25 protein-coding genes are annotated in these 24572 nt (G+C 71.0%); 4 read left to right on the top strand and 21 right to left on the bottom strand.

What is annotated here, in order from left to right:
* Positions 1-86: 86 nt before the first annotated feature.
* From LG391_RS08420 to LG391_RS08360, 14 genes are all read right to left on the bottom strand, one after another.
* A complete protein-coding gene (locus LG391_RS08420) occupies positions 87-1649 on the bottom strand; it encodes a S41 family peptidase (RefSeq protein ID WP_225767527.1) in 1563 nt (520 codons plus the stop codon).
* 162 nt (positions 1650-1811) lie between these two features.
* Positions 1812-4109: a ribonuclease R gene (rnr, locus tag LG391_RS08415; protein WP_225767526.1), complete on the bottom strand. Its 2298-nt coding sequence runs from the start codon at positions 4107-4109 to the stop codon at positions 1812-1814.
* A 221-nt stretch (positions 4110-4330) separates the two neighbouring features.
* Positions 4331-6997: a type I DNA topoisomerase gene (gene topA, locus LG391_RS08410; protein ID WP_225767525.1), complete on the bottom strand. Its 2667-nt coding sequence runs from the start codon at positions 6995-6997 to the stop codon at positions 4331-4333.
* Between the two features lie 74 nt (positions 6998-7071).
* The gene (gene dprA, locus LG391_RS08405) at positions 7072-8211 is read right to left on the bottom strand and encodes a DNA-processing protein DprA (RefSeq protein ID WP_225767524.1); all 1140 of its coding nucleotides are present in this window, start codon (positions 8209-8211) and stop codon (positions 7072-7074) included.
* A 59-nt stretch (positions 8212-8270) separates the two neighbouring features.
* Complete coding sequence (locus LG391_RS08400) at positions 8271-9692, bottom strand: tryptophanase (RefSeq protein ID WP_225767523.1); 1422 nt, start codon at positions 9690-9692, stop codon at positions 8271-8273.
* A 177-nt stretch (positions 9693-9869) separates the two neighbouring features.
* On the bottom strand, positions 9870-10523 hold the full coding sequence (plsY, locus tag LG391_RS08395) for a glycerol-3-phosphate 1-O-acyltransferase PlsY (protein ID WP_225767522.1): 654 nt from the start codon (positions 10521-10523) through the stop codon (positions 9870-9872).
* A 69-nt stretch (positions 10524-10592) separates the two neighbouring features.
* The gene (locus LG391_RS08390; protein ID WP_225767521.1) at positions 10593-11828 is read right to left on the bottom strand and encodes an MFS transporter; all 1236 of its coding nucleotides are present in this window, start codon (positions 11826-11828) and stop codon (positions 10593-10595) included.
* A gap of 159 nt (positions 11829-11987) precedes the next feature.
* Positions 11988-12173, bottom strand: a complete 186-nt coding sequence (locus LG391_RS08385) for a DUF6726 family protein (protein WP_225767520.1) — start codon at positions 12171-12173, stop codon at positions 11988-11990.
* Positions 12174-12224: 51 nt separating this feature from the next.
* Positions 12225-12350, bottom strand: coding sequence for a hypothetical protein (locus LG391_RS34680; RefSeq protein WP_255646468.1), 126 nt, complete (start codon positions 12348-12350; stop codon positions 12225-12227).
* A gap of 8 nt (positions 12351-12358) precedes the next feature.
* On the bottom strand, positions 12359-12559 hold the full coding sequence (locus LG391_RS08380) for a hypothetical protein (protein ID WP_225767519.1): 201 nt from the start codon (positions 12557-12559) through the stop codon (positions 12359-12361).
* Positions 12560-12590: 31 nt separating this feature from the next.
* The gene (locus LG391_RS08375) at positions 12591-13388 is read right to left on the bottom strand and encodes a MipA/OmpV family protein (RefSeq protein WP_225767518.1); all 798 of its coding nucleotides are present in this window, start codon (positions 13386-13388) and stop codon (positions 12591-12593) included.
* An 84-nt stretch (positions 13389-13472) separates the two neighbouring features.
* Positions 13473-13709 (bottom strand): helix-turn-helix transcriptional regulator, encoded by a 237-nt coding sequence (locus tag LG391_RS08370; protein ID WP_225767517.1) that lies wholly within the window; start codon positions 13707-13709, stop codon positions 13473-13475.
* A 5-nt stretch (positions 13710-13714) separates the two neighbouring features.
* Positions 13715-14242, bottom strand: coding sequence for a DUF2975 domain-containing protein (locus LG391_RS08365; protein ID WP_225767516.1), 528 nt, complete (start codon positions 14240-14242; stop codon positions 13715-13717).
* Positions 14243-14378: 136 nt separating this feature from the next.
* Entirely contained in the window at positions 14379-15245 is an 867-nt protein-coding gene (locus LG391_RS08360) for a dienelactone hydrolase family protein (protein WP_225767515.1), read from the bottom strand.
* A 249-nt stretch (positions 15246-15494) separates the two neighbouring features.
* On the opposite strand from LG391_RS08360, the gene LG391_RS08355 reads away from it, so the two are divergent.
* A complete protein-coding gene (locus tag LG391_RS08355; RefSeq protein WP_225767514.1) occupies positions 15495-15728 on the top strand; it encodes a hypothetical protein in 234 nt (77 codons plus the stop codon).
* A 221-nt stretch (positions 15729-15949) separates the two neighbouring features.
* Here LG391_RS08355 and LG391_RS08350 read toward each other — a convergent pair whose 3' ends face one another.
* Together LG391_RS08350 and LG391_RS08345 are read right to left on the bottom strand one after the other, a co-directional pair.
* On the bottom strand, positions 15950-16501 hold the full coding sequence (locus LG391_RS08350; RefSeq protein ID WP_225767513.1) for a hypothetical protein: 552 nt from the start codon (positions 16499-16501) through the stop codon (positions 15950-15952).
* Between the two features lie 107 nt (positions 16502-16608).
* Positions 16609-17814, bottom strand: a complete 1206-nt coding sequence (locus LG391_RS08345) for a CaiB/BaiF CoA-transferase family protein (protein ID WP_225767512.1) — start codon at positions 17812-17814, stop codon at positions 16609-16611.
* A 183-nt stretch (positions 17815-17997) separates the two neighbouring features.
* On the opposite strand from LG391_RS08345, the gene LG391_RS08340 reads away from it, so the two are divergent.
* Entirely contained in the window at positions 17998-19596 is a 1599-nt protein-coding gene (locus tag LG391_RS08340; RefSeq protein ID WP_225767511.1) for a peptide ABC transporter substrate-binding protein, read from the top strand.
* A 60-nt stretch (positions 19597-19656) separates the two neighbouring features.
* Here LG391_RS08340 and LG391_RS08335 read toward each other — a convergent pair whose 3' ends face one another.
* From LG391_RS08335 to LG391_RS08320, 4 genes are all read right to left on the bottom strand, one after another.
* Complete coding sequence (locus LG391_RS08335) at positions 19657-19866, bottom strand: DUF1127 domain-containing protein (protein WP_225767510.1); 210 nt, start codon at positions 19864-19866, stop codon at positions 19657-19659.
* Positions 19867-19869: 3 nt separating this feature from the next.
* Positions 19870-20019 carry a hypothetical protein gene (locus LG391_RS08330; protein WP_225767509.1) on the bottom strand — a complete coding sequence of 50 codons (150 nt, stop codon included), beginning with the start codon at positions 20017-20019 and terminating at the stop codon, positions 19870-19872.
* Positions 20020-20114: 95 nt separating this feature from the next.
* The gene (locus tag LG391_RS08325) at positions 20115-20945 is read right to left on the bottom strand and encodes an AraC family transcriptional regulator (protein ID WP_225767508.1); all 831 of its coding nucleotides are present in this window, start codon (positions 20943-20945) and stop codon (positions 20115-20117) included.
* A gap of 80 nt (positions 20946-21025) precedes the next feature.
* Positions 21026-21238, bottom strand: coding sequence for a DUF1127 domain-containing protein (locus tag LG391_RS08320; RefSeq protein WP_225767507.1), 213 nt, complete (start codon positions 21236-21238; stop codon positions 21026-21028).
* Between the two features lie 131 nt (positions 21239-21369).
* On the opposite strand from LG391_RS08320, the gene LG391_RS08315 reads away from it, so the two are divergent.
* On the top strand, positions 21370-22707 hold the full coding sequence (locus LG391_RS08315; protein ID WP_225767506.1) for a PLP-dependent aminotransferase family protein: 1338 nt from the start codon (positions 21370-21372) through the stop codon (positions 22705-22707).
* A gap of 10 nt (positions 22708-22717) precedes the next feature.
* Positions 22718-24082 carry a rhomboid family intramembrane serine protease gene (locus LG391_RS08310; RefSeq protein ID WP_225767505.1) on the top strand — a complete coding sequence of 455 codons (1365 nt, stop codon included), beginning with the start codon at positions 22718-22720 and terminating at the stop codon, positions 24080-24082.
* 19 nt (positions 24083-24101) lie between these two features.
* Here the strand turns inward: LG391_RS08310 and ruvX are convergent, their stop codons facing one another.
* Positions 24102-24569, bottom strand: a complete 468-nt coding sequence (ruvX, locus tag LG391_RS08305; RefSeq protein WP_225767504.1) for a Holliday junction resolvase RuvX — start codon at positions 24567-24569, stop codon at positions 24102-24104.
* Between the last annotated feature and the right edge of the window lie 3 nt (positions 24570-24572).

Below are 24572 nucleotides of genomic sequence, written 5' to 3'. Positions count from 1 at the left end.
TCACTCTGCTCGGCGCCGCATCACGGGCCGGGAAGCGCGCACCATAGCGTCCGCCGCGCGCGAGTCAAGTGCGGCGATGCCCGGCCCTACGGCGCGTGGGCGGCGACGGTGCCGCGGTCCTGTGAGCCCAGGGCCTGGGCGTACAGGGCCGGATCGCTCAGCAGGCCGATCGCCACCTGGACGTCGAGATCGGCGTCGTGCACCTGCCAGGGGCAGGCGGCGCGCACGCGGCGCAGCGCCGTGTCGTCGTCCGGTGCCCGGAAGCGATCCGCCGCCGCATCGGCCAGGCTCGGCAGCTGGCCGGCGCGGAAGGCCTGGATCATCGCCTTGGCGTCGGTCCCGTTGCCGCTGGTGCAGACGGTCGGCAGGATGCCCTGGCGATGCCAGGTGTAGCCGGAGGGCGCATAGATCCGGCTCCAGGTCAGGAACAGCTCGCCGTCGTTCGGCAGCCGGGTCACGGTCTGGACGCTGCCCTTGCCGAAGGAGGTCGAGCCGATCAGGATCGCCCGGTCGGCATCCTGCAGCGCCGCGGCGGTGACCTCGGCCGCCGAGGCGGAGTGGCCGTCCACCAGGACGGCGAGCGGCAGATGGCTCGAAATATCGCCGTTGCGTGCGGAGAAGCTCTGGTCACTGTCCGGGTTGCGGCCGCGGGTCGAGACGATCTGGCCGTTGTCCATGAACATGTCGGCCAGCGCCACCGACTGGTCGAGCAGGCCGCCCGGGTTGCCGCGCAGGTCGAGGATGATGCCGCGGGCCCGGCCGTTGAGGCCGCGCAGCAGGCCGGTCACGGCGTTGCGCACGGCGGAGGCGGCGGTGGTGTTGTAGCGCAGCAGCTTGACGATGATGACGTTGTCGCGCACCTCGCTGCGCACCATGTTCTCGATCACCTTCTCGCGGGTCATGGTGACGGTGCGGCTGGTGCCCTTGGGCTCGCGCACGGTCAGGTCGACCTTGGTGTCGACGGGCCCGCGCATCAGGTCGGCGATCTCGTCGACCTTGGCATCCTCCACCGACACGCCGTCGACGGCGACGATCAGCGAGCCCTTCAGCAGGTTGGCGCGGGCGGCCGGCGTGTCCGGGAACACGTCGCCGATCACCGGCCGGCCCTTGTCGTCCTGGCTGAGGGCGATGCCGACGCCGGTGTAGCCGTCGCGCTGGGCGCGGTCGTCGCGGGCGCGGTCCGGGTTGACGTAGCGGGAATAGGGGTCGAGGTCGGACAGCAGCGCGTCATAGACCGCCTGGTAGGCGGCCTCGCTGCCGGCGGTGGCGATCTTCGGCGAGGCCAGCGAGGCGGCGTCGAGCGTCGAGGCCACCAGCGTGCCCCAGTCATAGGAGGCGTCGGGCGCCGGCGAGTCGAAATCGCCGACGACGTGGCCGGCGCGGATCAGCTGCACCCGGCCGCCGTCACGGCGGGCGCTGAGCCCGTCATCGAGCTTGGACAGGCCGTTCAGCCCGTCCAGGGCCAGCTTTCCGAAGTCTTCCTTGACCAGATAGACTTCCTGGATGCGGTCGAAGCCGACGGTGAACACCGACGGATCGGCGAAATGCCCGCCCTCGCGGGCCTGCGCCGCGGCCTGGGGCGCCGGGGACTCCGGGGCGGAGGAGAGACAGCCCGAAAGCACCAGCAGCGCCGCAACAACCGCCGCCAACCGCTTCTGACGAAACACTTAATGGAACTCCGGCCCCGATCTTTTCACCCTGCACTCTAGGCCAGGACCTTGACAGGAGAAAGGCGGTATTGCAGCGCAGCAGGGCTGCATTTTGCGGCGAGAGACTGTGGACATAAACAGGTATGCGTTTGGCGGCCGGTCCTAGCGGCGCGATCCGCCACGCGGGCCCGGCTTGCGGCCGGGTGGCCGGGGGCGGCCGCGGCGGCCCGGCTCGGCGAGGGGCGGCAGTCCTTCGAGATCGGCGCCGTGGCCGGCATCGACCAGGGCGAAGACGGTGCTGCCGGTCAGGGGATCGGCCTCGGTGACCCGCACCCGCACCCGGGCGCCCAGCCGGAACACGCGGTTCCAGCGCCGGCCGACCAGGGCGTGCGCCGCCTCGTCATGATCGTAATAGTCGTCGGGCAGGGTCGAGATCGGCACCAGCCCGTCGGCGCCCGAGTCGTCCAGCTTCACGAACAGGCCGAACTTGGCGACGCCGCCGATCCGGCCGGGCAGCACCGCGCCGATCCGGTCCGACAGCCAGCTCGCCAGGTAGCGGTCGACCGCGTCGCGCTCGGCCTGGGCGGCGCGACGCTCGGTGAGCGAGATATGGGTGCCGATCTCCTCCAGCCGCGACAGCTCCTCCTCGGTCGAGCCGTCGTCGCCGAGACGCAGCAGCCGGATCAGGCCGCGATGCACGGTCAGGTCGGCATAGCGGCGGATCGGCGAGGTGAAGTGGGCGTAGCGGGGCAGGGCCAGGCCGAAATGGCCGAGATTGTCCGGGCTGTACACCGCCTGGGCCTGGGCCCGCAGCACCATCTCGTTGACCAGCGGCTCCTCCGGCCGGCCCTCGGCCCGCGCCAGGATCTGGCCGAACACCCGCGGCCGCATCACCTGGCCGAGCGACAGGGAATAGCCGAGCGGGGCCAGGAACTCTCTCAGCGCCTCGACCCGGGCGCGGTCGGGCTGGTCGTGCACGCGGTAGAGCGCCGGCATGGCCTTGTCGCTCAGCGTCTCCGCCGCGGCGACATTGGCGGCGATCATGAACTCCTCGATCAGCTTGTGGCTGTCGAGCCGCGGCCGCACGCCGATCGAGGCGACCCGGCCGTCCTCGCCCAGCTGGACCTTGCGCTCCGGCAGGTCCAGCTCCAGCGTGCCGCGCTTCTCCCGCGCCGCCAGCAGCGCCTCATAGGCGCCGTAGAGCGGGGCGATCACCGGCTCCAAGAGCGGCCCGGTCAGCTCATCCGGCTGGCCGTTGCGGGCGGCCTGCACCTGCTCATAGGTCAGCCGGGCGGCGGAGCGCATCAGCCCGCGGCGGAAGCGATGGCGCTTCAGCCGGCCCTGCGCGTCGATCCACAGGTCGGCGGCCAGGCAGGCGCGGTCCTCGTCCGGCCGCAGCGAGCACAGGCCGTTCGACAGCGCCTCCGGCAGCATCGGCACGACGCGGTCGGGGAAGTAGCAGGAATTGCCGCGCTCGAAGGCGTCGCGGTCGAGCGGCGATCCCGGCGGCACGTAATGGGCGACGTCGGCGATGGCGACGATCAGGTGCCAGCCGCCCGGGTGGTCCGGGTCGGGCTCGGCCCAGACCGCGTCGTCGAAGTCGCGGGCATCGGCGCCGTCGATGGTGACCAGCGGCACCTGGCGCAGGTCGACCCGGCCGTCGAGACCGGCGGGCTGCGCCGCCTCGGCCTGAGCCAGCGCCTTGGGCCGGAACTCGGTCGGGATGCCGGCGGCATGAATGGCGATCAGGCTGATCGAGCGCGGATCCTCGGCGTCGCCGTAGCGGGCGGTGACGACGGTGCGGCGCGGCCCGAGGCGGTCGGACGCCTCGACCAGCGCCTCGACCAGGTCGCCGTCCTTGGCGCCGCCGGTGTCGCCCTCGCGCACCGGCCAGGTGTCCCGCGCCCGCTTGTCGGCCGGCACGATGCGCGCCTGGCCGTCGCGGCCGCGGCGGAATACGCCGACGACGCGAAGATCGGCCTGGGCCTCCAGCCGGCGCATGGTCCGGCCGGTCCAGCCGCCGTCCTCGTCCTGCTGCAGCCGGGCCAGCACCCGGTCGCCGACCGCCAGCGCGCCGCGGCTGTCGGCGGCCATGACGATGCGCGGCGGCGGCTCTTCCTCCTCCCAGCGGATCGGCTGGGCCAGAGCCTCGCCTTCGGCGTCGATGGCGACGATGCGCAGCACGGCGACGCCCGGCAGGGCCGCGCCCGGCGCGCGCATGCGTCGGCCGCGGCGCTTCTCCAACTGGCCGTCCTCGGCCATGTCCTGCAGCAGCTGCTTCAGCCGCACCCGATCGTCGCCGGTGATGTGGAAGGCGCGGGCGATCTCGCGCTTGCCGACCGTGTCCTCGCGCGACTTCAGGAAGTCGAGGATCTGCTCGCGCGTCGGGAAGGGCTTCTCCGCCTTCCGGCCCTTGGCCGCGGGGGGCTTGGCGCCCTTCCGGGTCGGCGGGCGGGTCATGATGCGAAGGGCGGCAGGTCTGCCGCCTCACGAGTTCTCTCCCCCTCCCCTTGCGGGAGGGGGCAGGGGAGGGGCTGTCGATCGAAGATCGCCGGTGGCGCCGGATCGAGAGCTTGTGGCCGGATCGCACGATCGGAAACCGCTCTTCGGCCCAACCCTCTTCCCCCTCCCGCAAGGGGAGGGAGATCACAAAAGCCGTAATCGAGGGGGAGGAGGGGCGTTCACTCGGCCGCCTTGCCCTTGCGCGCGGCCGCCTTCTTCGCCGGGGGCTTCTTCGTGGCGGATTTCGGCGCCGCCTTGGCGGAGGACCGGCCCCCTCTTGCACTCTTGGGGCCACCCTTGGCCGGGCCCTTCGCCGCCTTGGCGGCCAGCCATTCCACCGCCTTGTCCACCGTCACCGCCTCGGGCTCCACGCCGCGGGGCAGCGAGGCCATGACCTTGCCGTGGCGGACATAGGGGCCGTAGCGGCCGGCAAAGACCTTGATCGGCTCGCCATCCTGCGGATGGGCGCCGACCTCGCGCAGCGGCTCGGCGCTGGGCCGGGCCTTGGCGGCGTCGGCGGCCAGCAGGTCGACGGCGCGGTTCATGCCGATCTTCAGCACGTCCTCGTCCGGCGGCAGGTTCTTGTAGCGCTCGCCATGCTTCAGATAGGGCCCGAAGCGGCCGATGCCGGCGACGATCGGCTCGCCCGATTCCGGATGCCGGCCGATCTCGCGCGGCAGGGACAGCAGCGCCAGCGCCTCCTCCAGCCCGATCGTCATCGGGTCCTGCGACTTGGTCAGCGAGGCGCGTTTCGGCTTCTCGCCCTTGGCCGCCTCGTCCTTCGGGCCGAGCTGGGCGTAGATGCCGTAGGGGCCCTTGCGGATCGACACCGGCAAGCCGGTCTCCGGATCCTCGCCCAGCAGCCGCGGGAAGGCCGATTCCTCCGCCCCGCCATTCTCCTCCGTCGGGGCGCCGAGCGGCCGGGTGAAGCGGCATTCCGGATAGTTCGAGCAGCCGACGAAGGCGCCGGTGCGGCCCAGCTTCAGCCCCAGCCGGCCCTTGGCGCAGGACGGGCACAGACGCGGGTCGGTGCCGTCGCCCTTGGGCGGGAACAGGTGGTCCGACAGCGCCTCGTCGAGCGCCGAGATCACGTCGCCGATCTTGAGGTCCTTGGTCTCCTCGACCGCGGCGTGGAACGCGGCCCAGAAGTCCCGCAGCACCTGCTTCCAGTCCAGCCGCCCGCCGGAGATGTCGTCGAGCTGCTCCTCCAGCTTGGCGGTGAAGTCGTACTCGACGTAGCGGCGGAAGAAGTTCTCGAGGAAGGCGGTGACGATGCGGCCGCGGTCCTCCGGCACGAAGCGCTTCTTCTCCAGCCGGACATACTCCCGGTCCTGCAGCACCTGCAGGATCGAGGCGTAGGTGGAGGGACGGCCGATGCCCAGCTCCTCCATCCGCTTCACCAGGCTGGCCTCGGTGTAGCGCGGCGGCGGCTGGGTGAAGTGCTGCTCCGGGATGGTCTTGCGGCGGTCGACCGCGTCGCCCTTGGCCATGGCCGGCAGGCGGCGCTGGCTCTCGTCCGCATCTTCCCCCGGGGCCGCCGGATCGTCGCGGTCCTCCTGGTAGACCTTGAGGAAGCCGTCGAAGCGGACGACCGTGCCGACGGCGCGGAACACCGCGGTCTGGCGGGCATCGGCGACGTCGACGATGGCCTGGTCCAGCACCGCCGATTCCATCTGGCAGGCCATGGTGCGCTTCCAGATCAGCTCGTAGAGCCGCAGCTCCTCGCGCGACAGGAAGCGCGACACGTCCTCCGGCCGGCGGCGCAGGTCGGTCGGGCGGATCGCCTCATGCGCCTCCTGGGCGTTCTTGGCGGTCGATTTGTAGACCCGCGGCTGGCCCGGGACATAGGTCGGGCCATAGAGGTTGCCGATCGCCTGGCGGGCCTGGGCGATGGCCTCGCCGGCCAGGGTCAGGCCGTCGGTCCGCATATAGGTGATCAGGCCGACCGTCTCGCCGCCGATGTCGACGCCCTCATACAGGCGCTGGGCGGTGCGCATGGTCTGGGTCGCGCTCATGCCCAGCTTGCGCGACGCCTCCTGCTGCAGGGTCGAGGTGGTGAAGGGCGGGGCCGGGTGGCGCCGCACCTGCTTGGTCTCGACCGAGACGACGGCGAAGGCCAGCGGGTCGATCGCCGCCACCGCGGCCCGGGCCGAGGCCTCGTCCGGCAGGTCGAACTTGTCGAGCTTGCGGCCGTTCAGATGGGTCAGCCGGGCGGTGAACTCGTCGCCCTTCGGCGTCCGGAACACCGCCTCGATGCTCCAGAACTCGCGCGGCCGGAACCGCTCGATCTCCAGCTCGCGCTCGCAGATCAGCCGCAGCGCCACCGACTGGACACGGCCGGCGGAGCGGGAGCCCGGCAGCTTGCGCCACAAGACCGGCGACAGGGTGAAGCCGACCAGGTAGTCCAGCGCCCGGCGGGCCAGATAGGCCTCGATCAGCTCGCGGTCCAGGTCGCGCGGATGGGCGACGGCGTCGAGGATGGCGGATTTGGTGATCTCGTTGAAGGTGACCCGGCGGATGTCCAGGTCCTTCAGCCCGCGGCGGTCGCGCAGCAGCTGCTGCACATGCCAGGAGATGGCTTCGCCCTCGCGGTCCGGGTCGGTGGCCAGCAGCACGCGGGAGGCGTCCTTGGCGGCGCGGGCGATCTCGTCCATGCGGGACTTGCCGCGGTCGGCCAGCTCCCAGTCCATGGCGAAGTCTTCCTCCGGCCGGACCGAGCCGTCCTTGGCCGGCAGGTCGCGGACATGGCCGAAGCTGGCCAGCACCGTGAAGTCCCGGCCGAGATACTTGTTGATCGTCTTGGCCTTCGCGGGCGACTCGACGATGACGAGGGTCTGGTCTGCCAAAGCGCCACACTCGATTGCGACAGCGGCGCCGCCGGGTGGCGACGCCAGGAAACGGGCTCACCAATAACGGCGAGTCACAGCAGGCTGATCCGGTTGCCGGGCTGGCGCTCGATCCGGCCGGCGAGTTCGAGCTCCAGCAGCACGGTCAGCACCACCGGCGGAGACAATTGGCAATCGCGCAACAGTTCGTCAACCGCCGTCGGCGTCGGCGACAGCAGCTCCAGCACCCGGGCCATCGCCCCGGCGCGGTCGGTTTCTGCCCCGTCGCCGCCCTCCGGCACGGCGGCGGGGCGGGGGCGGGACACCGGGGGTGACGCCTCGCGCAGCAGCGGGGCGGAGATCTGCGGCGCCAGCGCCTCGATCACGTGCTCGGCCGATTCGACCAGGGTGGCGCCGCCGCGGATCAGCCGGTTGCAGCCCTGGGCGCGGGGGGCCAGCGGCGATCCCGGCACCGCCAGCACCTGCCGCCCCTGCTCGGCGGCCATGCGGGCGGTGATCAGCGAGCCGGAGCGCAGCGCCGCCTCGATCACCACCACGCCGAGCGACAGGCCGGAGATCAGCCGGTTGCGCCGCGGGAAGTGGCGGGCGGTCGGCTGGGTGCCGAGGGCGCTCTCCGCCACCACGAGACCGGATTCGGCGAGGCGATCGTACAGCCCGGCATTCTCCGGCGGATAGATGATGTCGAGCCCGCCGGCCAGCACCGCCAGCGTGCCGGTGGCGAGGGCGCCCTGATGCGCCGCTGTGTCGATGCCGCGGGCGAAGCCGGAGACCACGGTGAAGCCGGCCTGGCCCAGCTGCCGCGCCATGTCATGGGCGAAGCGGCGGCCGTTCAGCGAGGCGTTGCGGGCCCCGACCATGCCGACCATCGGCCGCGCCGGCAGGTCGCCGCGGCCCAGCAGCGACAGCACCGGTGGCGCGTCCTCGATCGCCGCCAGGGCTTCGGGATAGTCCGGCTCGCAGGCGGCGACGAGGCGCCCGCCGATCCGCGCCAGCGCCTCCAACTCGCGCCGCGCGTCGGCCGGGGAGGGCGGCTTCAGCTCGACCCGCCGGCCGCCGCGGCGCGACAGCTCCGGCAGCGCCTCGATCGCCGCGCCGGCCGAGCCGTAGCGGGCGATCAGATGATGGAAGGTGATGGGCCCGACGGCGTCGGTCCGGGCCAGGCGAAGCCAGTCCAACCGTTCGGCTTCGCTCAGGGGGCGCCGGGGCATCGTCATCCGGCCAGCTTCGCGGCTGGGCGCCGGCCGGGTCAATCGGGATCTCGCGGAGGGCTGCTTCAGGCCGCCGCCATCTCCGCTTCGTCCGCCACCTTCAGTCGCGCCAGGAAATGCCGCAGCACCGGCGGCTCATAGGCGAATTCCAGCCCGCGAAGCTGGTGGGCGCGGCCGGCCACGGCGATCAGGCAATCGGCGATGTAGTCCATATGGTCGTTGGTGTAGACGCGGCGCGGGATAGCCAGCCGCATCAGCTCCAGCGGCGAGGGCTTCTGGCGACCCGTCGCGGGGTCCCGGCCGAGCAGCAGCGAGCCGATCTCGACAGCGCGGATTCCGCCTTCGAGATAGAGCGCGTTGGTCACCGCCTGGGCCGGAAACCGCGATGGCGGGATGTGCGGCGCCAGCTTTGCCGCATCGACGAAGACCGCGTGGCCGCCGACCGGAGTCTGGATCGGGATGCCGCCGTGCCGGAGCCGCTCGCCGAGATAGGCGACCTGGGCCATGCGATAGGACAGGAAGGTCTCGTCGATGCCCTCGCGCAGCCCGATCGCCAGCGCCTCCATGTCGCGCCCGGCGAGGCCGCCATAGGTGACGAAACCTTCGAACGGCACGCAGCGGATGCGCACCGCGTCGAACAGCGCCTCGTCCTCCCGCACGCAGCAGAGCCCGCCGATGTTCACGAGCCCGTCCTTCTTGGCGGACATGGTCATCGCGTCGCCGTAGGTGAACATCTCACGGACGATCTCGGCGATGCTCGTCTCCGCATAGCCCGGTTCGCGCTGCCGGATGAACCAGGCGTTCTCGGCGAAGCGGGCGGCGTCGATCACCACCGGGATGCCGTGGCGCCGGGCGATCACATGGACGGCGCGCATGTTCGCCATCGAGACCGGCTGGCCGCCGGTGCTGTTGCAGGTGACCGTGACGATGATGGCGGCGACGTTGGCCGGGTCGTGCTCGGCGATGGCGGTTTCGAGCCGATCGAGATCGAAGTCGCCCTTCCAGCCGTGGTCGGACGCCGTGTCGAAGGCCTTCTCGGTGACGACATTGACGGCGCGGGCGCCGCTCAGCTCGACATGCGCGGCCGTGGTGTCGAAGTGGTAGTTCGAGATGAAGACGGGCTGCCGGGCCCCGCCCTGGTCGCGCTTCCGCTGCACCAGGCAGGGGAACAGGATGTGCTCGGCGCCCCGGCCCTGGTGGGTCGGCACGACCAAGGGGTAGCCGAACAGGTCGCGGACGGTCTCCTGCAGCAGGAAGAAGCTGCGGCTGCCGGCATAGGATTCATCGCCGGTGATCAGCCCGGCCCATTGCCGGTGGCTCATCGCCCCGGTCCCGGAATCGGTGAGGAGGTCGATATAGACGTCCTCGCCCTTCAGCAGGAACGGGTTGTTGCCCGCCGCTTCGAGGGCAGCCTGCCGCGCCTCGGCCGTGATCGCCCGGATGGGCTCCACCATCTTGATTCGGAAAGGTTCCGGGATGCGCCGCATGGTCCGTCCTCGATTTCATCGAATCGCGTCGGACGCATACAGAGGTAAAAAGTCGGAGCCGATCAATCACATCAGATTGAAATCTTTCATCATGGCTCGAAATCATCGGCCCCGGTCCTGACGCAGGCGGTCGACAAACGATTCATGTCGACGAAATCCCGGCGGGGACACCGGTGCTCAGCCCGCCGTCTGCGTCTTCTTCTGGCCGATCTTCGGCTCCTCGCCGCGCAGCAGCCGGCGGATGTTGCCGTCGTGGCGGATGAACACCAGCACGGCGATGAACAAAGCGAGGGCGGCGCGGGGCAGGTCGGCCCAGACCGCGCCGAAGATCGTGATGCCCGACAGGGCCCAGGCCAGGACCGGCGCCGCGGCGGCCGAGGTCAGCGAGGCGAGCGAGGAGTAGCGGAACAGGACGGCCGTCGCGAGCCAGACCAGGCAGCACAGCACGCCGACCGGCCAGGCGATCGCCAGCAGCGTGCCCAGCGCCGTGGCCACGCCCTTGCCGCCCTTGAAGCCGAGCCAGACCGGGAACAGGTGGCCCAGCATGGCGCCGCCGCCGGCCAGGACGGCCAGCATCGGGTCGAACAGGCCGGCGACCAGCACGGCGATGGCGCCTTTGCCGCCGTCCAGCAGCAGCGTCGCCAGGGCCAGGCCCTTGTGGCCGGTGCGCAGCACGTTGGTGGCGCCGATGTTGCCGGAGCCGATGCTGCGGATGTCGCCCAGCCCGGCCGCCTTCGTCAGCACCAGGCCGAACGGGATCGAGCCGAGCAGATAGCCCAGCACCGCCGCGGCGGCGAGCGCCCAGATCGAGGTGGGATCGAATGAGGACATGAGCGAATCCGTTCCTGCGCCGCGACCATCATGGCGATTTTCCCGGCTGGGGGAACGGCGATCTCTGCGTCAGGCGGCGTGGTTCAGGTGGCGGATCCGGCGCAGCTGTGGGAACCAGGCCGACCACAGCGCGGCCACGGCCATGGTGCCGATGCCGCCGATCACCACCGCCGGAACCACGCCGATCAGCGCCGCCGACAGGCCGGCCCGGAACTCGCCGACCTCGTTCGAGGCGCCGACGAAGACCATGTTCACGGCATTGACCCGGCCGCGCAGCGAATCCGGCGTCCACAGCTGGATCAGGGTCTCGCGGACATAGACGCTGGCCATGTCGAAGGCGCCCATCAGGATCAGCGCCAGGATCGACAGCCAGGGCAGGGTGGAGGCGCCGAAGACGCAGGTGAAGGCGCCGAAGCCGGCGACGCAGACGAACAGGATCAGCCCGGCCCGGTCCTCGATCGGCCGGCGGGCCAGCCAGATCGCCACCACCAGCGCGCCGATGCCGGGGCCGGCCCGCAGCAGGCCGAGGCCCCAGGGCCCGACGTCGAGGATGTCGCGGGCATAGGCCGGCAGCAGCGCCGTGGCGCCGCCCAGCAGCACGGCGAAGAGGTCGAGCGAGATCGCGCCCAGCACCACCTTCTCGCCCCAGATGTAGCGGAAGCCGGCGCCCAGGCTGTGCCAGCTCGCCGGCTCCGGCACCGTCTTCTGCGCCGGCTTGGGGATCAGCGCCACCAGCACGACCGAGACCGCCATCAGTACCGCGGCGCTGGCATAGGGCACCTCGGGCGCCAGGCCGTAGAGCAGGCCGCCGATGACCGGGCCGGTGATGGTGCCGATCTGCCAGGAGGAGGAGTTCCAGGCGATCGCGGTCGACAGGTCGGCGGCCGGCACCAGGTTGGGCAGCAGCGACTGCGCCGCCGGGTTGAGGAAGGCGCGGGCGATGCCGAGGGCCGCGAGGACCACGAAGATCGGCCAGACCCGGTGGTCGCCGCCAATGGTGATGGCCAGCAGCGCCAGGGCGCACAGGATCTCGCCGACGATGCAGACCGCCATGATCATGCGCCGGTTGTAGCGGTCGGCCGCGGCGCCGGTGACCAGCACCAGCGCCAGCGACGGCAGGAACTGCACCAGCCCGACCAGGCCCAGGTCGAACGGGTCGCGGGTCAGGTCGTAGACCTGCCAGCCGACCGCGACGCTGACGAACTGCACCGCGAAGGTCGCGATCAGCTTGGCGGTCCAGTAACAGGCGAAGCCGCGGTGGCGGAAGACATGGCCGGAGGCGGCAGGGGGAGGCTCGTCGGTCATCGGCGGCGCTGGGCAGAGGGGCGCCGACCATAGCCCGAGCCCATCCGCCAATGCTACTGGCGCGGCCGCCCGACGGCGGTTTCTGCGCTCCGGTTCTCGAAACCACCGCCAGCCGACTCGCGCCAGCGCATTCTCGGACGGGCTCTCGGCCGGTTCTTCTCAGTCGATGGCGTCGCCGGTCGCGTCCAGCGGGGCGGCGACCGGGTGGCCGACCACCGGCACGGCCTTGACCACGGCGCCGGTGACGCGGAACGGCGCGGCGACGACGCCGCAGCCGGCCAGGGCGGCGGCCGCGGCGGCCAGGACCAGCCAGCGGGCCTGTCGGCGGTGAGCGCGGGTCATCATCTCTCGTCCTTCGTCTGCTTCCGGATGGGCAGTGTCGGTATCGGCATCATATCACTCCCGCCGCAACGGTGGGCCCGGCCGCTCGGTCGCAGAGGGCCGGTCGCGGGCGACCAGGCACAGGGCACAGGCCCAGAGATAGGGCGCGGCGAGCAGCAGGATGCCGGCGAGCCAGAGCATGACGCCGATCATTTCGGTCCCGGCCCGGCCCGCCGGGCCTCGCCGGAGCGGTGTGCGTCATGCGCCAGCCGGAGCGGCGCCGGCCGTTGATGCGGGACGCCGTGCGGCAGCAGGCGCACGATCCGGACCCGGCGGTCGGGGCGGCCGGACACCCGTGCCAGGCCGCGGGCCACGCTGCGCATGAGCACAAAGCAGGCTCGGAAGATCATCGTATCCCACTCCCCTGTTGATCCCCGGCCGCTACAGGCCGAAGCGATAGGTGACGCTGACGAAGCCGTAGGCCTGGTCCGCCGTGCCGCCCTGCTTCACGATCGGGCTGCGGGCGGCGTCGCCCAGCAGCCGCTCGTAGCCGGTGACGGCGCGGACCGACCAGCGCTCGCTCAGGGCGTAGCTGGCGCCGAGCGACAGGCCGGCGTTCTTGAAGCCGGCCTCGGCGTCGAACTCGTCGTATCTGCTGCGCCGCGCCTGCCGGCGGGTGACGCCGAAATTCGCCGACATGGCGTCGTCGCTGGCCCAGGTCGCGTCGGCGCCGATGGACAGGCTGAAGGATTCGGACAGCGGCAGCTCGTATCCGGTGTCGAAGCCGACCAGGACGCCGCCGCTGTCGATCACGTCCTGGCGGGCCGAGACCGAAGCCGACCAGCCGCCGAAGCCGATCCGGGCATAGGCGCCGAGATCGAAGGCGTCGTCGACATCGCCCAGCCCCTTCAGCCGATGGTCGTCATCCTGCTGACGCCCCGGACGCCAGGCGGCCAGGGGGCCGGCTTGCAGCCAGGGCGTCCGGATCACGACCAGCCGGGCCGTGGTGTTGTCGATCATCAGCGTGTCGTTCCAGGCCAGGCTGACCGCGGGCACCGGCACGAACTCGTAGCGCTTCGACCCCTCATAGGTCGGGGCGAAGCCGGCGCCGACGCCGAGGCCGAGGATCAGGCTGGAGCCGGCCAGGCCGGCGTCGGGCTCGGCGCCGGCGGAGCCGTGCGGCAGCCCCAGGATCAGCAGGGCGGCGGCAGGCAAGGCACGGGCGTTGCGGGAAATCATCGGATCCTCGCTGATCGGTCGTCGAGTCGGAAGGAGGGCGTCCTCGCCCGTCGGGCAAGGTCGCCTATGGTCTGTTCGGGCGGTCTATTCGGGCGGCTCGGGGGCGTCGTCCCCGGGGCCGGGCACATATTCGAGCAGGTCGCCGGGCTGGCATCCGAGATGCCGGCACAGCGCCGTCAGGGTGGAGAACCGGATCGCGCGCGCCTTGCCGGTCTTCAGGATCGACAGGTTGGGGATGCTGACCCCGACCGCATTGGACAGGTCCGTCAAGCTCATCTTCCGCTGGGCCAGTACGACGTCGAGGCGCACGATGATGGGCATCCGGGCTATACCGTCAGGGCTGCGTCTTCCGCCAGATCGGCCGCCTGTCCGAGGACATGGGCCATGATCAGGGCGAACAGGCCTCCCACCAGCGGCATGAAGGGGAGATCGGTCAACAGGATCCAGATGTCGGACGGGTCGAAGCGCGGCTCGGTGGCCCACAGGGCCGCGATGGTGAGAAGCGGCGTCAGCACGTCGACCGCGGCCAGCGCCACCAGCTGCAGCCCGATGCGGCGGAAGCCGGCGACACAGTCCCGGGTGAAATACTGCTCGCGGCCGAAATGGTTGAGGATCCGGCGCAGCGAGAACAGCGCCACCACCATCAGAGCCGCGCGCAGCGCATAGAGCCCCAGGAACACCACGACCGGCAGCAGCGGCAGCGACGACACCGGGACATTGACGTCCTTCGACAGGTCGGCGTCGCCATAGGCGACGACCCAGACCAGGAACGGGATCGTCGCCAGCAGGATGAGCCAAGCCAGGACCGTGACGGCAGGACGGAGCACGCTGCTGAGGCGCGCGACGCGGTGCATGAAGAGGACTCACCCAGTCGAATCACGGCTCCACTATGCGTGGCTCCATATCGAGGGTCAATAAGGGTTTATCGAATTTCGATAAGGACGGCGCGAAGGCCTGCCGACGGCAAGGCCTCCGCGGCGCCCGAAGATGTCAGACCCCGTGCGTCCGGAACCAGGCCTGCAGCCGCTTCCAGCCGTCCTCGGCCGGGCCCTGGCGGTAGCTCGGCCGGTAGTCGGCGTTGAAGGCGTGCGGCGTGTCCGGATAGACCACGAATTCGACGGTCTTGCCGGCCGCCTTGGCGGCGGCTTCCATCTGCTTGACCGTGTCGACCGGAATGCCGGTGTCGGCGCCGCCATAGAGGCCGAGCACCGGGGCGTGCAGATCGGCCACCAGGTCGATCGGGTTCTTCGGCTGCAGCGGGGTGGGATCGCCGACCAGTTTGCCGTACCAGGCGACGCCGGCCTTGAGCTTCGGATTGTGCTCGGCATAGAGCCAGACGATCCGGCCGCCCCAGCAGAAGCCGGTGATGCCCAGCCGGGCGGCGTCGCCGCCGTCGGTGGCGGCGAAGGCGGCGGTGGCGTCGAGATCGGACAGCACCTGCTGGTCCGGCACCTTGGACACGATGGTGGAGATCAGCTGCTGGATGTCGCTGATCTTGCCGGCGTCGCCCTGCCGGGCATAGAGCTCGGTCGCGATCGCGTAGTAGCCGAGCTTGGCCAAGCGGCGGCAGATGTCCTTGATGTGCTCGTGCACGCCGAAGATCTCCTGCACCACCAGGATCACGGGCGCCGGGCCGCCGGCCTTGGGCTTGGCGCGGTAGGCCGGGATCCGGCCGTCCTGGACCGGCACCTGCACCTCGCCGGCGTCCAGCCCCTCGGTGTCGGTGGTGATGGCCGCGGCCGAGACCGGCCGGGTGGCCAGCGCGAAGCCTGCGATCAGCGAGGTCATGGCGAAGCCCCGGCGGGTCAGGTCGCCGGCGTGCCGGAGGCTCGAAATGTCGGAATCGAAGCTGGTCATGGAGGGCCCCTTCGTTGTCGGCGGTCGGAGGCGCGCTCCGGCCCGCCGGCGACGATAGGGAAACCGCAGGCGGCCTGTCGATGGCGGCGTCGTCATGGCGGGCCGGATCAGCCGGGGCTGCAAGTTTACGAAGAATTTAGGCGCCTTACCAAGAGTTAACATGCCTCGGAGGGGCGACTCATGGCGTTCTCTTCCTGCGCGGCACTGTCGGATGTGCCGTTTCGACACGGCTCCCGGGAGCGCTAGACTATGCGGAAACTTATCCTCGCCGGCATCATGACGTTGGCTCTGCCTGTCGCCGCCTTCGCCCAGACTTCGGGCACGACGGACACGACCGCCGCGCCGGCTGCGACCGCCCACAAGACGACCCATCACGCGGCGCATCGCCGTGCGCACACCGCCAAGCATGCCAAGAAGCATGCCCGGACCCACAAGAAGACGAGCTCGACGACGGCGGCGCCGTCGTCCAACCCCGTGAACTGATCGCTTCTCTCCCCCTTCCAGCGATCGTTCATGAAACCCCGGCGTCGGGCCTCGGCGCCGGGGTTCTTTTCAGCCAGCAAGACGAGTTCGGCGACGGCGGTGCCGTCGTCCAGCCCTGTGGACTGATCGCTTCTCTCCCCCTTCCAGGCGATCATTCACGAAACCCCGGCGTCGGGCCTCGACGCCGGGGTTCTTTTTATTCAGCCGATGAGGGGGCCGCCTCAGCGGATGCTCTCGGCCAGCAGCTGGTTGCGCACCTCGACATGCGGGTAGCCGGTCACGGTGGCGGAGCGTCCGACATGGCCGGTCTGGCCCGGCACCACGACGGTCCACGCCTCGGTCGGGGTCTGCAGGCGGAACGAGGTGACGCCGCCCAGATGGGTGACGCCGTCGACGCGGCCGGTCACGGTGATCGGCGTGCCGGTGGCGTATTCGCGCGGATCGGCCGGCGCCGGCCCGCTGGGCATCGCCGTGACCGGCGGATGCCGCGGCTGCGCGCCGCCATGCACCAGATAGGGCTGCTGCGTCCGGAGGTTGGGATCGACCGGATAGGCCGTCGTCGGCTCGGCCATGACGGGGGGCGGCGGGGCGACGACGGCGGGCGCGGGCCGCACGACCGCCGTCGGGGCCGGTTGCACCACCGTCGGCGCCGGTGCGGGGGTGACCACGGTCGGGGCCGGCGACGGCACGATGACGGTCTGGGCCATGGCCGGCGCTGCGACCAGCAGCGCGGCCAGGGCGGCGGCAGACGCCGCATGGACAGTCTTGGCCATGTCTCTGTTCTCCGTCCTTCTCGGCGCCAGGCGCGACCGGACAGTGGCGCGCCCATGACGGATGCGCGCGCCTCGCCGGCGCATGGCGCCAGCCTCAGTTCCCCTTATTAACGCCCGGAAGCGGCTTTCGGTTCGCCGAGCCAGTCCTGCAGCACCTCGTCGCCGTCGGCGCCGCACACGGGCGGGGCGTGGCGATAGCTGACCGGCGTCTCCGACAGCTTGATCGGGCTGCCGATCAGGGCGACCGGTTCCGGCGCCAGCGGATGCGCCATCTCGATCCGCATGCCCCGGGCCGCGACCTGCGGGTCGGCGAAGACCTGGTCAATGGTGTTGATCGGGCCGCAGGGCACCTGCCGGGCCTCCAGCGCCTCGAGCCAGTGGCTGCGCGGCTTCTCCGCGATCAGCCCGGCGACGATCGGCACCAGCACCTCGCGGTTGCGCACCCGGGCCTGGTTGGTGGCGAAGCGCGGGTCGGCCGCCAGGTCCGGCCGGCCGGCGACGTCGCAGAACTTGGCGAACTGCGAATCGTTGCCGACCGCCAGGATCAGGTACTCGTCCGCTGCCCGGAACGCCTGGTAGGGCACGATCGTGGGATGGCCGTTGCCGGTGCGCGGCGTCGGCACGCCCGAGGTCAGGTAGTACTGGCCGGCGTTGGACAGCCAGGCCACCTGGGTGTCCAGCAGCGCCATGTCGACCAGCTGGCCGCGCCCGGTGCGGCGGCGGTGGTCGAGGGCGGCGAGGATGCCGATCGTGGCATAGGTGCCGGTCATCAGATCGGCGATGGCGACGCCGACCTTCATCGGCTCGCCGTCGACCGGGCCGGTCAGGCTCATGATCCCGCCCATCGCCTGGATCAGGTAGTCGTAGCCGGCGCGCGCGGCATAGGGGCCGGTCTGGCCGAAGCCGGTGATCGAGCAGTAGACCAGCGCCGGGAACTCGTCCTTCAGGTCATCATAGCCGAAGCCGTAGCGGGCGAGGTCGCCGAGCTTGTAGTTCTCGACCAGCACGTCGGCCTTGGCCACCAGCCGGCGCAGCAGGGCGCGGCCCTCGTCCTTGGTGAAGTCGATGGCGATCGACCGCTTGTTGCGGTTGGCGCTGAGGTAGTAGGCGCTCTCGGTCGTGTCGTTGCCGTCGGCGTCCCGGAGGAAGGGCGGGCCCCATTTCCGCGTGTCGTCGCCGACGCCCGGCCGCTCCACCTTGACCACGTCGGCGCCGAGGTCGCCCAGGATCTGGGTGGCGCTGGGGCCGGCCAGCACGCGGGTCAGGTCGAGCACCTTGAGGCCGGCCAGGGCGCCGGCGGGGCTGTCGGACATTCTCGGGAACTCCCTCCTTGAGGCTTTCTGGTTAGCCCAGGCGGGGCGGGGCCGCAATCGGCGCGGTCCCGACGGATCATGACCCCAGGTTAAGACCTTCCTCCTTTTTGGCCCGGGCGCGCCGGTGGTATAGGCCATAGCCTTGGCGCCGAAGAAAGGGCCAGCCCAACAGGGGGTACAAAGATGCAAGGCTTCTCCAGGGTTCTCGTCCGCAGCCTGCTGGCGGCGGCGCTGCTGGGCGGGATGTCGCAGATCGCCGCGGCGGAGATGGTGCTGAACGCCGGCAACAGCCAGGAGCCGGAGTCGCTCGACATCCACAAGTCGTCGGGCATCAGCGAGGCGAACATCCAGAACGACCTGTTCGAAGGCCTGCTGACCCAGGACGCCAAGGCGCAGCCGATCCCCGGCGCGGCCGAGAGCTGGACCGTCTCCGACGACGGCAGGACCTACACCTTCAAGCTGCGCGCCGACGGCAAATGGTCGGACGGCACGCCGGTGACGGCCGGCGACTTCGTCTTCGCCTGGAAGCGCCTCCTGGACCCGAAGACGGCCAGCCCCTACGGCTACTTCATCGACCAGGTGGTCAACGCCAAGGACATCCGCCTCGGCAACAAGCCGGCCGACACGCTCGGGGTCAAGGCGGTCGACGACCGCACCTTCGAGGTCACGCTGGTCGGGCCGACGCCGTACTTCCTGGCGACGCTGACCCACCACGCCACCTTCCCGCTCAGCCGCGCCAATGTCGAGAAGTTCGGCGACGACTACATCAAGCCGGGCAACCTGGTGTCGAACGGCGCCTACAAGCTGGCCGAGGCGGTGCCGCAATCCCATGTGAAGCTGGTCAAGAACCCCGAGTTCCACGCCGCCGCCGACGTCAAGATCGACACCGTCAACTACTTCGTGACCGAGGATGTCGACGCAGAGCTGGCGCGCTTCAAGGCCGGCGAGCTCGACTACACCTACACCCTGCCGAACCAGCAGATCCCCGAGCTGAAGCAGACCATGGCGGACGAGGTGCGGATCGTCCCCTATATCGGCACCTACTACTACACGGTCAACCTGACCCATGAGCCGTGGAAGAGCCATCCGGAGCTGCGCCACGCCCTGTCGCTGGCGATCGACCGCGACGTGATGGTCAGCAAGATCACCCAGGGCGGCGAGCTGCCGGCCTACACCTTCGTGCCGCCGGGGATGAGCAACTTCGCGGCCTGGACGCCGAAGGAGGCGGGGGAGACCCAGGCCCAGCGCGACGCCGAGGCCAAGGAGCTGTTCGCCAAGGCCGGCTACGGCCCCGACAAGCCGCTGTCGGTGGAGATCACCTACAACACCTCGGAGAACCACAAGAAGATCGCCGTGGCCATCGGCGCGATGTGGAAGCAGAAGCTCGGCGTCGAGACCACGCTGACCAATCTGGAATGGGGCACGATGCAGAGCGCCCTGCGCAAGAAGGAGTACAAGGACGTCGCCCGCACCTCCTGGATCGGCGATTTCGACGACCCCAGCAACTTCCTCGACCTGTTCCGCAGCACCAGCGGCGAGCAGAACTATCCGGGCTACGCCAGCCCGGACTACGACAAGCTGATGGATGCGGCGGTGGTCGAGGCCGACCCGGCCAAGCGCGGCCAGATCCTGGCCCAGGCCGAGCAGCTGTTCATGGCCGAGCAGGCGATCATCCCGATCTACTACTACACCAGCAAGCGAATGCTCTCGGCCCGGGTGAAGGGCTGGCAGGACAACGTCCTCGACAACCATCTCAGCCGCTGGCTGTCGGTCGAACGCTGACGCGGCCCGCAGCCGTCGGATCGGGCCCCGCCTCCCGCCCGGAGGCAGGGCCTTTCCGTTTCAACCGCGCCAGAACGGCTTGAGCGCCTCGCGGTCGGCGGCGCTGCGCTCCAGGCCGAGGTCGCGCAGCTCGTGGTCGCTCAGCGTCCACAGCCGCGGGCGGGTGCGGGTCCGGCGCAGCCACAGCGACGCCAGCTGGAACAGGCTTCGGACGGTGTCGTCGCGGCGGGCGGCTCGCGGCCCGGCCGCAATCGCGGAAGGCGGGCGCATCGGTCACTCCCCGCCCGCGGTCGCTGCGTCGGCTTCGCGCAGCGCCCGGGCGCAGTCGTCGCAGCACACCTCGACCGTCTGGCCGCCGATCGTCACCTTGATCGCCTCGGCGTCGAGCTCGCAGTCGCAGGCCGCGCAGGTTCTCTCGCTCATCTGGGCTCTCCTTCTTCGCCCGACATCCCGGGCAAGGACAGGGAAGCATTCCGGGCGGGAGGCCCGCTGTCGGATTCTTTAGGGACTTGCGGCGGTCAGCGCAGGCGGACCGAGCGCTGGAATTCCGCCGGGGTGCGGCCATAGGCCTGGCGGAAGGCGGCGCTGAAATGGCTGTGGCTGGAGAAGCCGAGATCGAGGCCGAGCGCGGTGAGGTCGTCGTACCCGCCCAGCAGGTCCAGCGCCCGCGCCAGCCTCAGGCGCAGCTGGTAGCGGTACAGCGGCATGCCCTCGACCTGCCGGAACACCTGCGTGAGGTAGACCGGCGAGACGCCGACCTCGGCCGCGATCTCGGCCAGGGTCCAGCGCCGCGCGAGATCGGCGGACAGCGCCAGCTTGGCCCGGTCGACCAGCTTCTGCAGGCCGCGGCTGGCGCCCGCCTTGTGCGAGGTGCGCTCGCCGATGGCGCGGCGCACCAGGGTCAGCGCCAGGGTCTCCGCCTCCAGCGTCTCGGCGGCGCGGCGCTTCAGGCTGTGCCGCAGCAGCGCCACGAGAGCCTGGCTGCGCGCATCGATGCGCAGCCGGTGTGGGCGGAACGCCGTCGTCGCGCCCTCATGCAGCAGCTCCGGCGGCGCCAGCTCGCGCAGCAGCGCGTCATCGACCACGAGGTCCAGGCAGGAATCGCCACCCGCGACCGGGTGGCTGACCCGGTAACCCTCGCCCGGGTTGAAGAACAGCACCTGGTTGGCCTCGGCCACCGCGTCGTCGGTGCCGAGATGGCGGACGAAGACGCCGCGATAGGGGAACACCAGATGGGTGGCCGCCGCGCATTCCTCGGCGCTCTTGTGCCGGCAGGCGCCGTCGCAGACGACATCGCGGATCGCGACGATCTCCGTCCGCAGCAGGGTCTCGGCCGAGATGTCGGTCATCGGGCTGCGGCTGGGCGCCGCCTCCGGCAGGGCAGGGGCTCTTCGCCCACCATACCCCGCCGGCCGGGATCAGGCGAGGCTCAGCCTCGCCAGAACGGTTTCGCCGCCTCGCGCATGGCGGCGCCGCGGTCGAGGCCGAGATCGCGCAGCTCGTGGTCGCTCAGCGCGTCGAGCTGTCGTCGGGTTCGCGCGCGCCGCAGCCACAGGCCGAAGACCTGCCGCCATCCGGCGAAGGCCGCGGAGCGGGGCAGGGCAGAGCGGGGAACGCGGCGCTCGACAACGCGCGTCGACATGGGAGGTCTCCTGTTGGCCCGCAGCCGGCGGGGGCACGATGCTCGGGCGCCGAAACTGCGGGATTGCATTCCGAGATTGATCCGAGCATGATGTCGGTGCAATCACAGTATTGCTCTCGGAGCAATTTAGGATGCTGGACGATTTCCGCAGCATTGCCGACGCCGTCGCCGGCGAGATCGCCTCGGGGCAATTGCGCCCGGGCGACCGGCTGCCGCCGCAGCGCGACTTCGCCTATCGCCGCGGCATCGCCGCCTCCACCGCCGCCCGGGTCTATGCCGAGCTGACGCGGCGCGGGCTGGTGTCGGGCGAGGTCGGGCGCGGCACCTTCGTCCGCGCCGCGGCGCCGGTTCCGGCCTCGGTGCTGGCGGAGCCGTGGCAGGCGCCGATCAATCTCGAATCCAGCTTCCCGATCCTGCCCGGCCAGCCCGCCGCCCTGGCGCAGGGACTGCAGGCGCTGATGCGGCCGGACGCGTTGGGCCTGGCGCTGCGGGCGGTGCCGGCGGCCGGCACCCAGGCGGCGCGGGCGGTGGCGGCGTCGTTCCTGGCGCAGCCCGGCTGGTCGCCGGAACCGGCGCGGGTGCTGTTCGCCGGCAACGGCCGGCAGGCGATCGCGGCGGCGCTGTCGGCGCTGGCGCCGGTCGGCGGTCGGGTCGGGGTCGAGGCGCTGACCTATCCGGTGATCAAGGGCATCGCCGCCCGGCTCGGCATCGCCCTGGTGCCGATCGCGATGGACGCCGAAGGGCTGCGGCCGGACGCGTTGGAGGCGGCGCACCACGCGTCGCCGCTGCGCGGGGTCTATCTGCAGCCGGTGCTGCACAACCCGCTCGGCCTGTCGATGCCGCCGGGCCGGCGGGCCGATCTGGCGGCGCTGCTGCAGCGGCTCGATCTGGTCGCGATCGAGGACCGGGTGTTCAGCTTCCTGGCCGACGAGGTGCCGCTGGCGGCGCTGGCGCCGGAGCATGCGATCGTGGTCGACAGCCTGTCCAAGCGCCTCGCGCCCGGCCTGACCCTGGGCTTCGCCGTGCCGCCGCGCGCTTTGGTCGAGCGCATGGTGGCGGCGATCCGCTCCGGCCCCTGGAGCCCGGGCGGGCTGGCGCTGGAGGCGGCGTCGCGCTGGATGGCCGACGGCACGGTGGCGGCGCTGGTGGCGGAGAAGCGGCAGGACGCCCGCACCCGCCAGGCGATCGCCCGGGCGGCGCTGGACGGGCTGGAGGTCCGGGGCGCCCCGCGCGCCTATCACCTCTGGCTCGACCTGCCGGAAGGCTGGCGGGCGGAGGCCTTCACCGCCGCGGCCGCCCGCGGGGGCATCGCGCTCACCCCCGGCCCCGCCTATGCCACCGGTCCGGGCCACGCCCCGGCCGCGGTGCGGCTGGCCCTGGCCTCGCCGGCGCCCGAGGTGCTGCGCGAGGCGCTGGAGACGCTGGCCCGGCTGGCGCGGAGCGAGCCGGACCAGATCGCGGTGGATTAGAGAGGAGGCGGTGCCGGCCTTCGCCATTGGCGAAAGACGTCGGCTCTGGCATTCAGCGGCATTGTCCCGGAGCGGCAACGCCGGAGGGGGAGCCAGCGTGTCAGCGTTTGCCGATGTCGAACTCACTGCGGCGGGGGAGCCGCAGGCCGATACCTTCGCAACCTACCTGGCCAGGTATCACGTCGCCCGGAAGGGGTTCCGGTATGGCTGCGTGCCGGAAGCCGCGGAGCTGGCGGCGCATTGCGACATCGTCCTGACGCGCTATGACGGCTATGGGCTTGCGATCCTCTGCGTCGTCGACGGCGAGGCGCGGCCCGACGCGAAATTCGGCCTGACCGTTTCCGAAGCCGAACGGATCGGCCGGGCGTGCCTTGGCCGGACGGGCCGGATTCATGGCCAGAAGATGCCGATGTCGATCCAGGTGTTCGAGGTGGGGCCGGGGTGGGACTCGCCGGCGCGGCGCCTGTGCCTGCAGGCCTTCCGGCGCAGGGTCAAGACCATCCTCGTGGCGACCATCGTCGACACCGCAGCGCTGACGGTCTGGAGCAACATGCCGTTCAGGGGGCTGCTGGCCGGCCGGCCGGCGATCGAGCGCCTCCTGCGCCAGCCCCGGCTTGCCGTTGAGGACCTGCGTCCGCCGGAACCGGTCGCAATCCCGGCACCCCGCTGGCCGATCCTGACCGGCACGATCCTCGCCGTGCTGATCGCAGTATTCGCGGCCGAGATCGGGTCGGGGACCGAGCCATGGACCGGCGCCCTGGAACCGTCGATCGGGACCCTGGTGGATTTCGGCGCGCTAAACCGGTTCCTGGTGCTGGAATTCGGCCAATGGTACCGGCTGCTGTCCGCGCCGTTCCTGCATGCGGACCTATTCCACCTGATGCTGAACGGCCTGGCGCTGTTCCTGGGCGGGCGCGTGCTCGAAACGGTCGTGGGCCGATCCTGGTTCGCCGCCGTCTTCGGGGCGGGGGCGGTCTGCGGATCGCTGGTGTCGCTGGCGGTCAATCCGGAGAACGTCGTCGCCGTCGGCGCCTCGGGCGCGATCACGGCGGTGTTCGCGGCCCTGTTCGCCTGCGCTTACCATTTCCCGGTCGGGCGCGTTCGCACCCAGCTGCAGATCAGTGCCGTGCAGGTGCTGATCCCGGCCCTGCTGCCGCTCCTCCCGGCCCTCGGCGGCGGCGAGGTCGATTACGGCGCGCATTTCGGTGGGGCTTTGGCCGGCGCCGCCATCGGCTTGGCCCTCTTGCGCCTCTGGCCCAGCACGGAGGCGCGGCCAAGGGGGCAAAGGGGCGCCGCGGCCCTGGCGATCGCCTGGCTGCTGGCGAGCCTCTATGCTTTGCTGGCCGTCGTGCAGTGGCTGTTCGGCGGCGACTAGGACATCCGTCGGGCCCGCATTACCCGCCGAACCGCAGCGCGTCCAGCGCGCCCTGCAGGATCCAGGCGGCGGCCGCAGTGTCCACCGCCTTGGCGCGCTTCTTCCGGGTGACGTCGAACTCGATCATCTGGCGCTGCACCGCCATGGTCGACAGCCGCTCGTCCCAGAAGGCGATCGGCAGGTCGCGCAGCTTCAGGAGGTCCTTGGCGAAGGCACGCACCGACTGGCAGCGCGGCCCCTCGCTGCCGTCCATGTTGACCGGCAGGCCGATGACGAGGCCGGCGACGCCGCGGTCGTCGACGATGCGCAGCAGCTCCTGCGCGTCCGGCGTGAACCTGGTGCGGCGGATGGTGCCGATCGGGGAGGCCAGCGACAGGCCGGGGTCGGACACCGCCATGCCGATCGTCTTCTCGCCCAGATCGAGGCCGATCAGCCGCCCGCCGGGGGGCAGACGGGCCTTCAGGTCGCGAAGATTGCAGACCGCCATATC

Source organism: Inquilinus sp. Marseille-Q2685 (genome assembly GCF_916619195.1).
In the GTDB taxonomy this organism is placed as follows: Bacteria; Pseudomonadota; Alphaproteobacteria; order DSM-16000; family Inquilinaceae; genus Inquilinus.
Note: the sequence above shows the minus strand (reverse complement) of the source record. Positions and strands in the feature narration are given on the sequence as shown.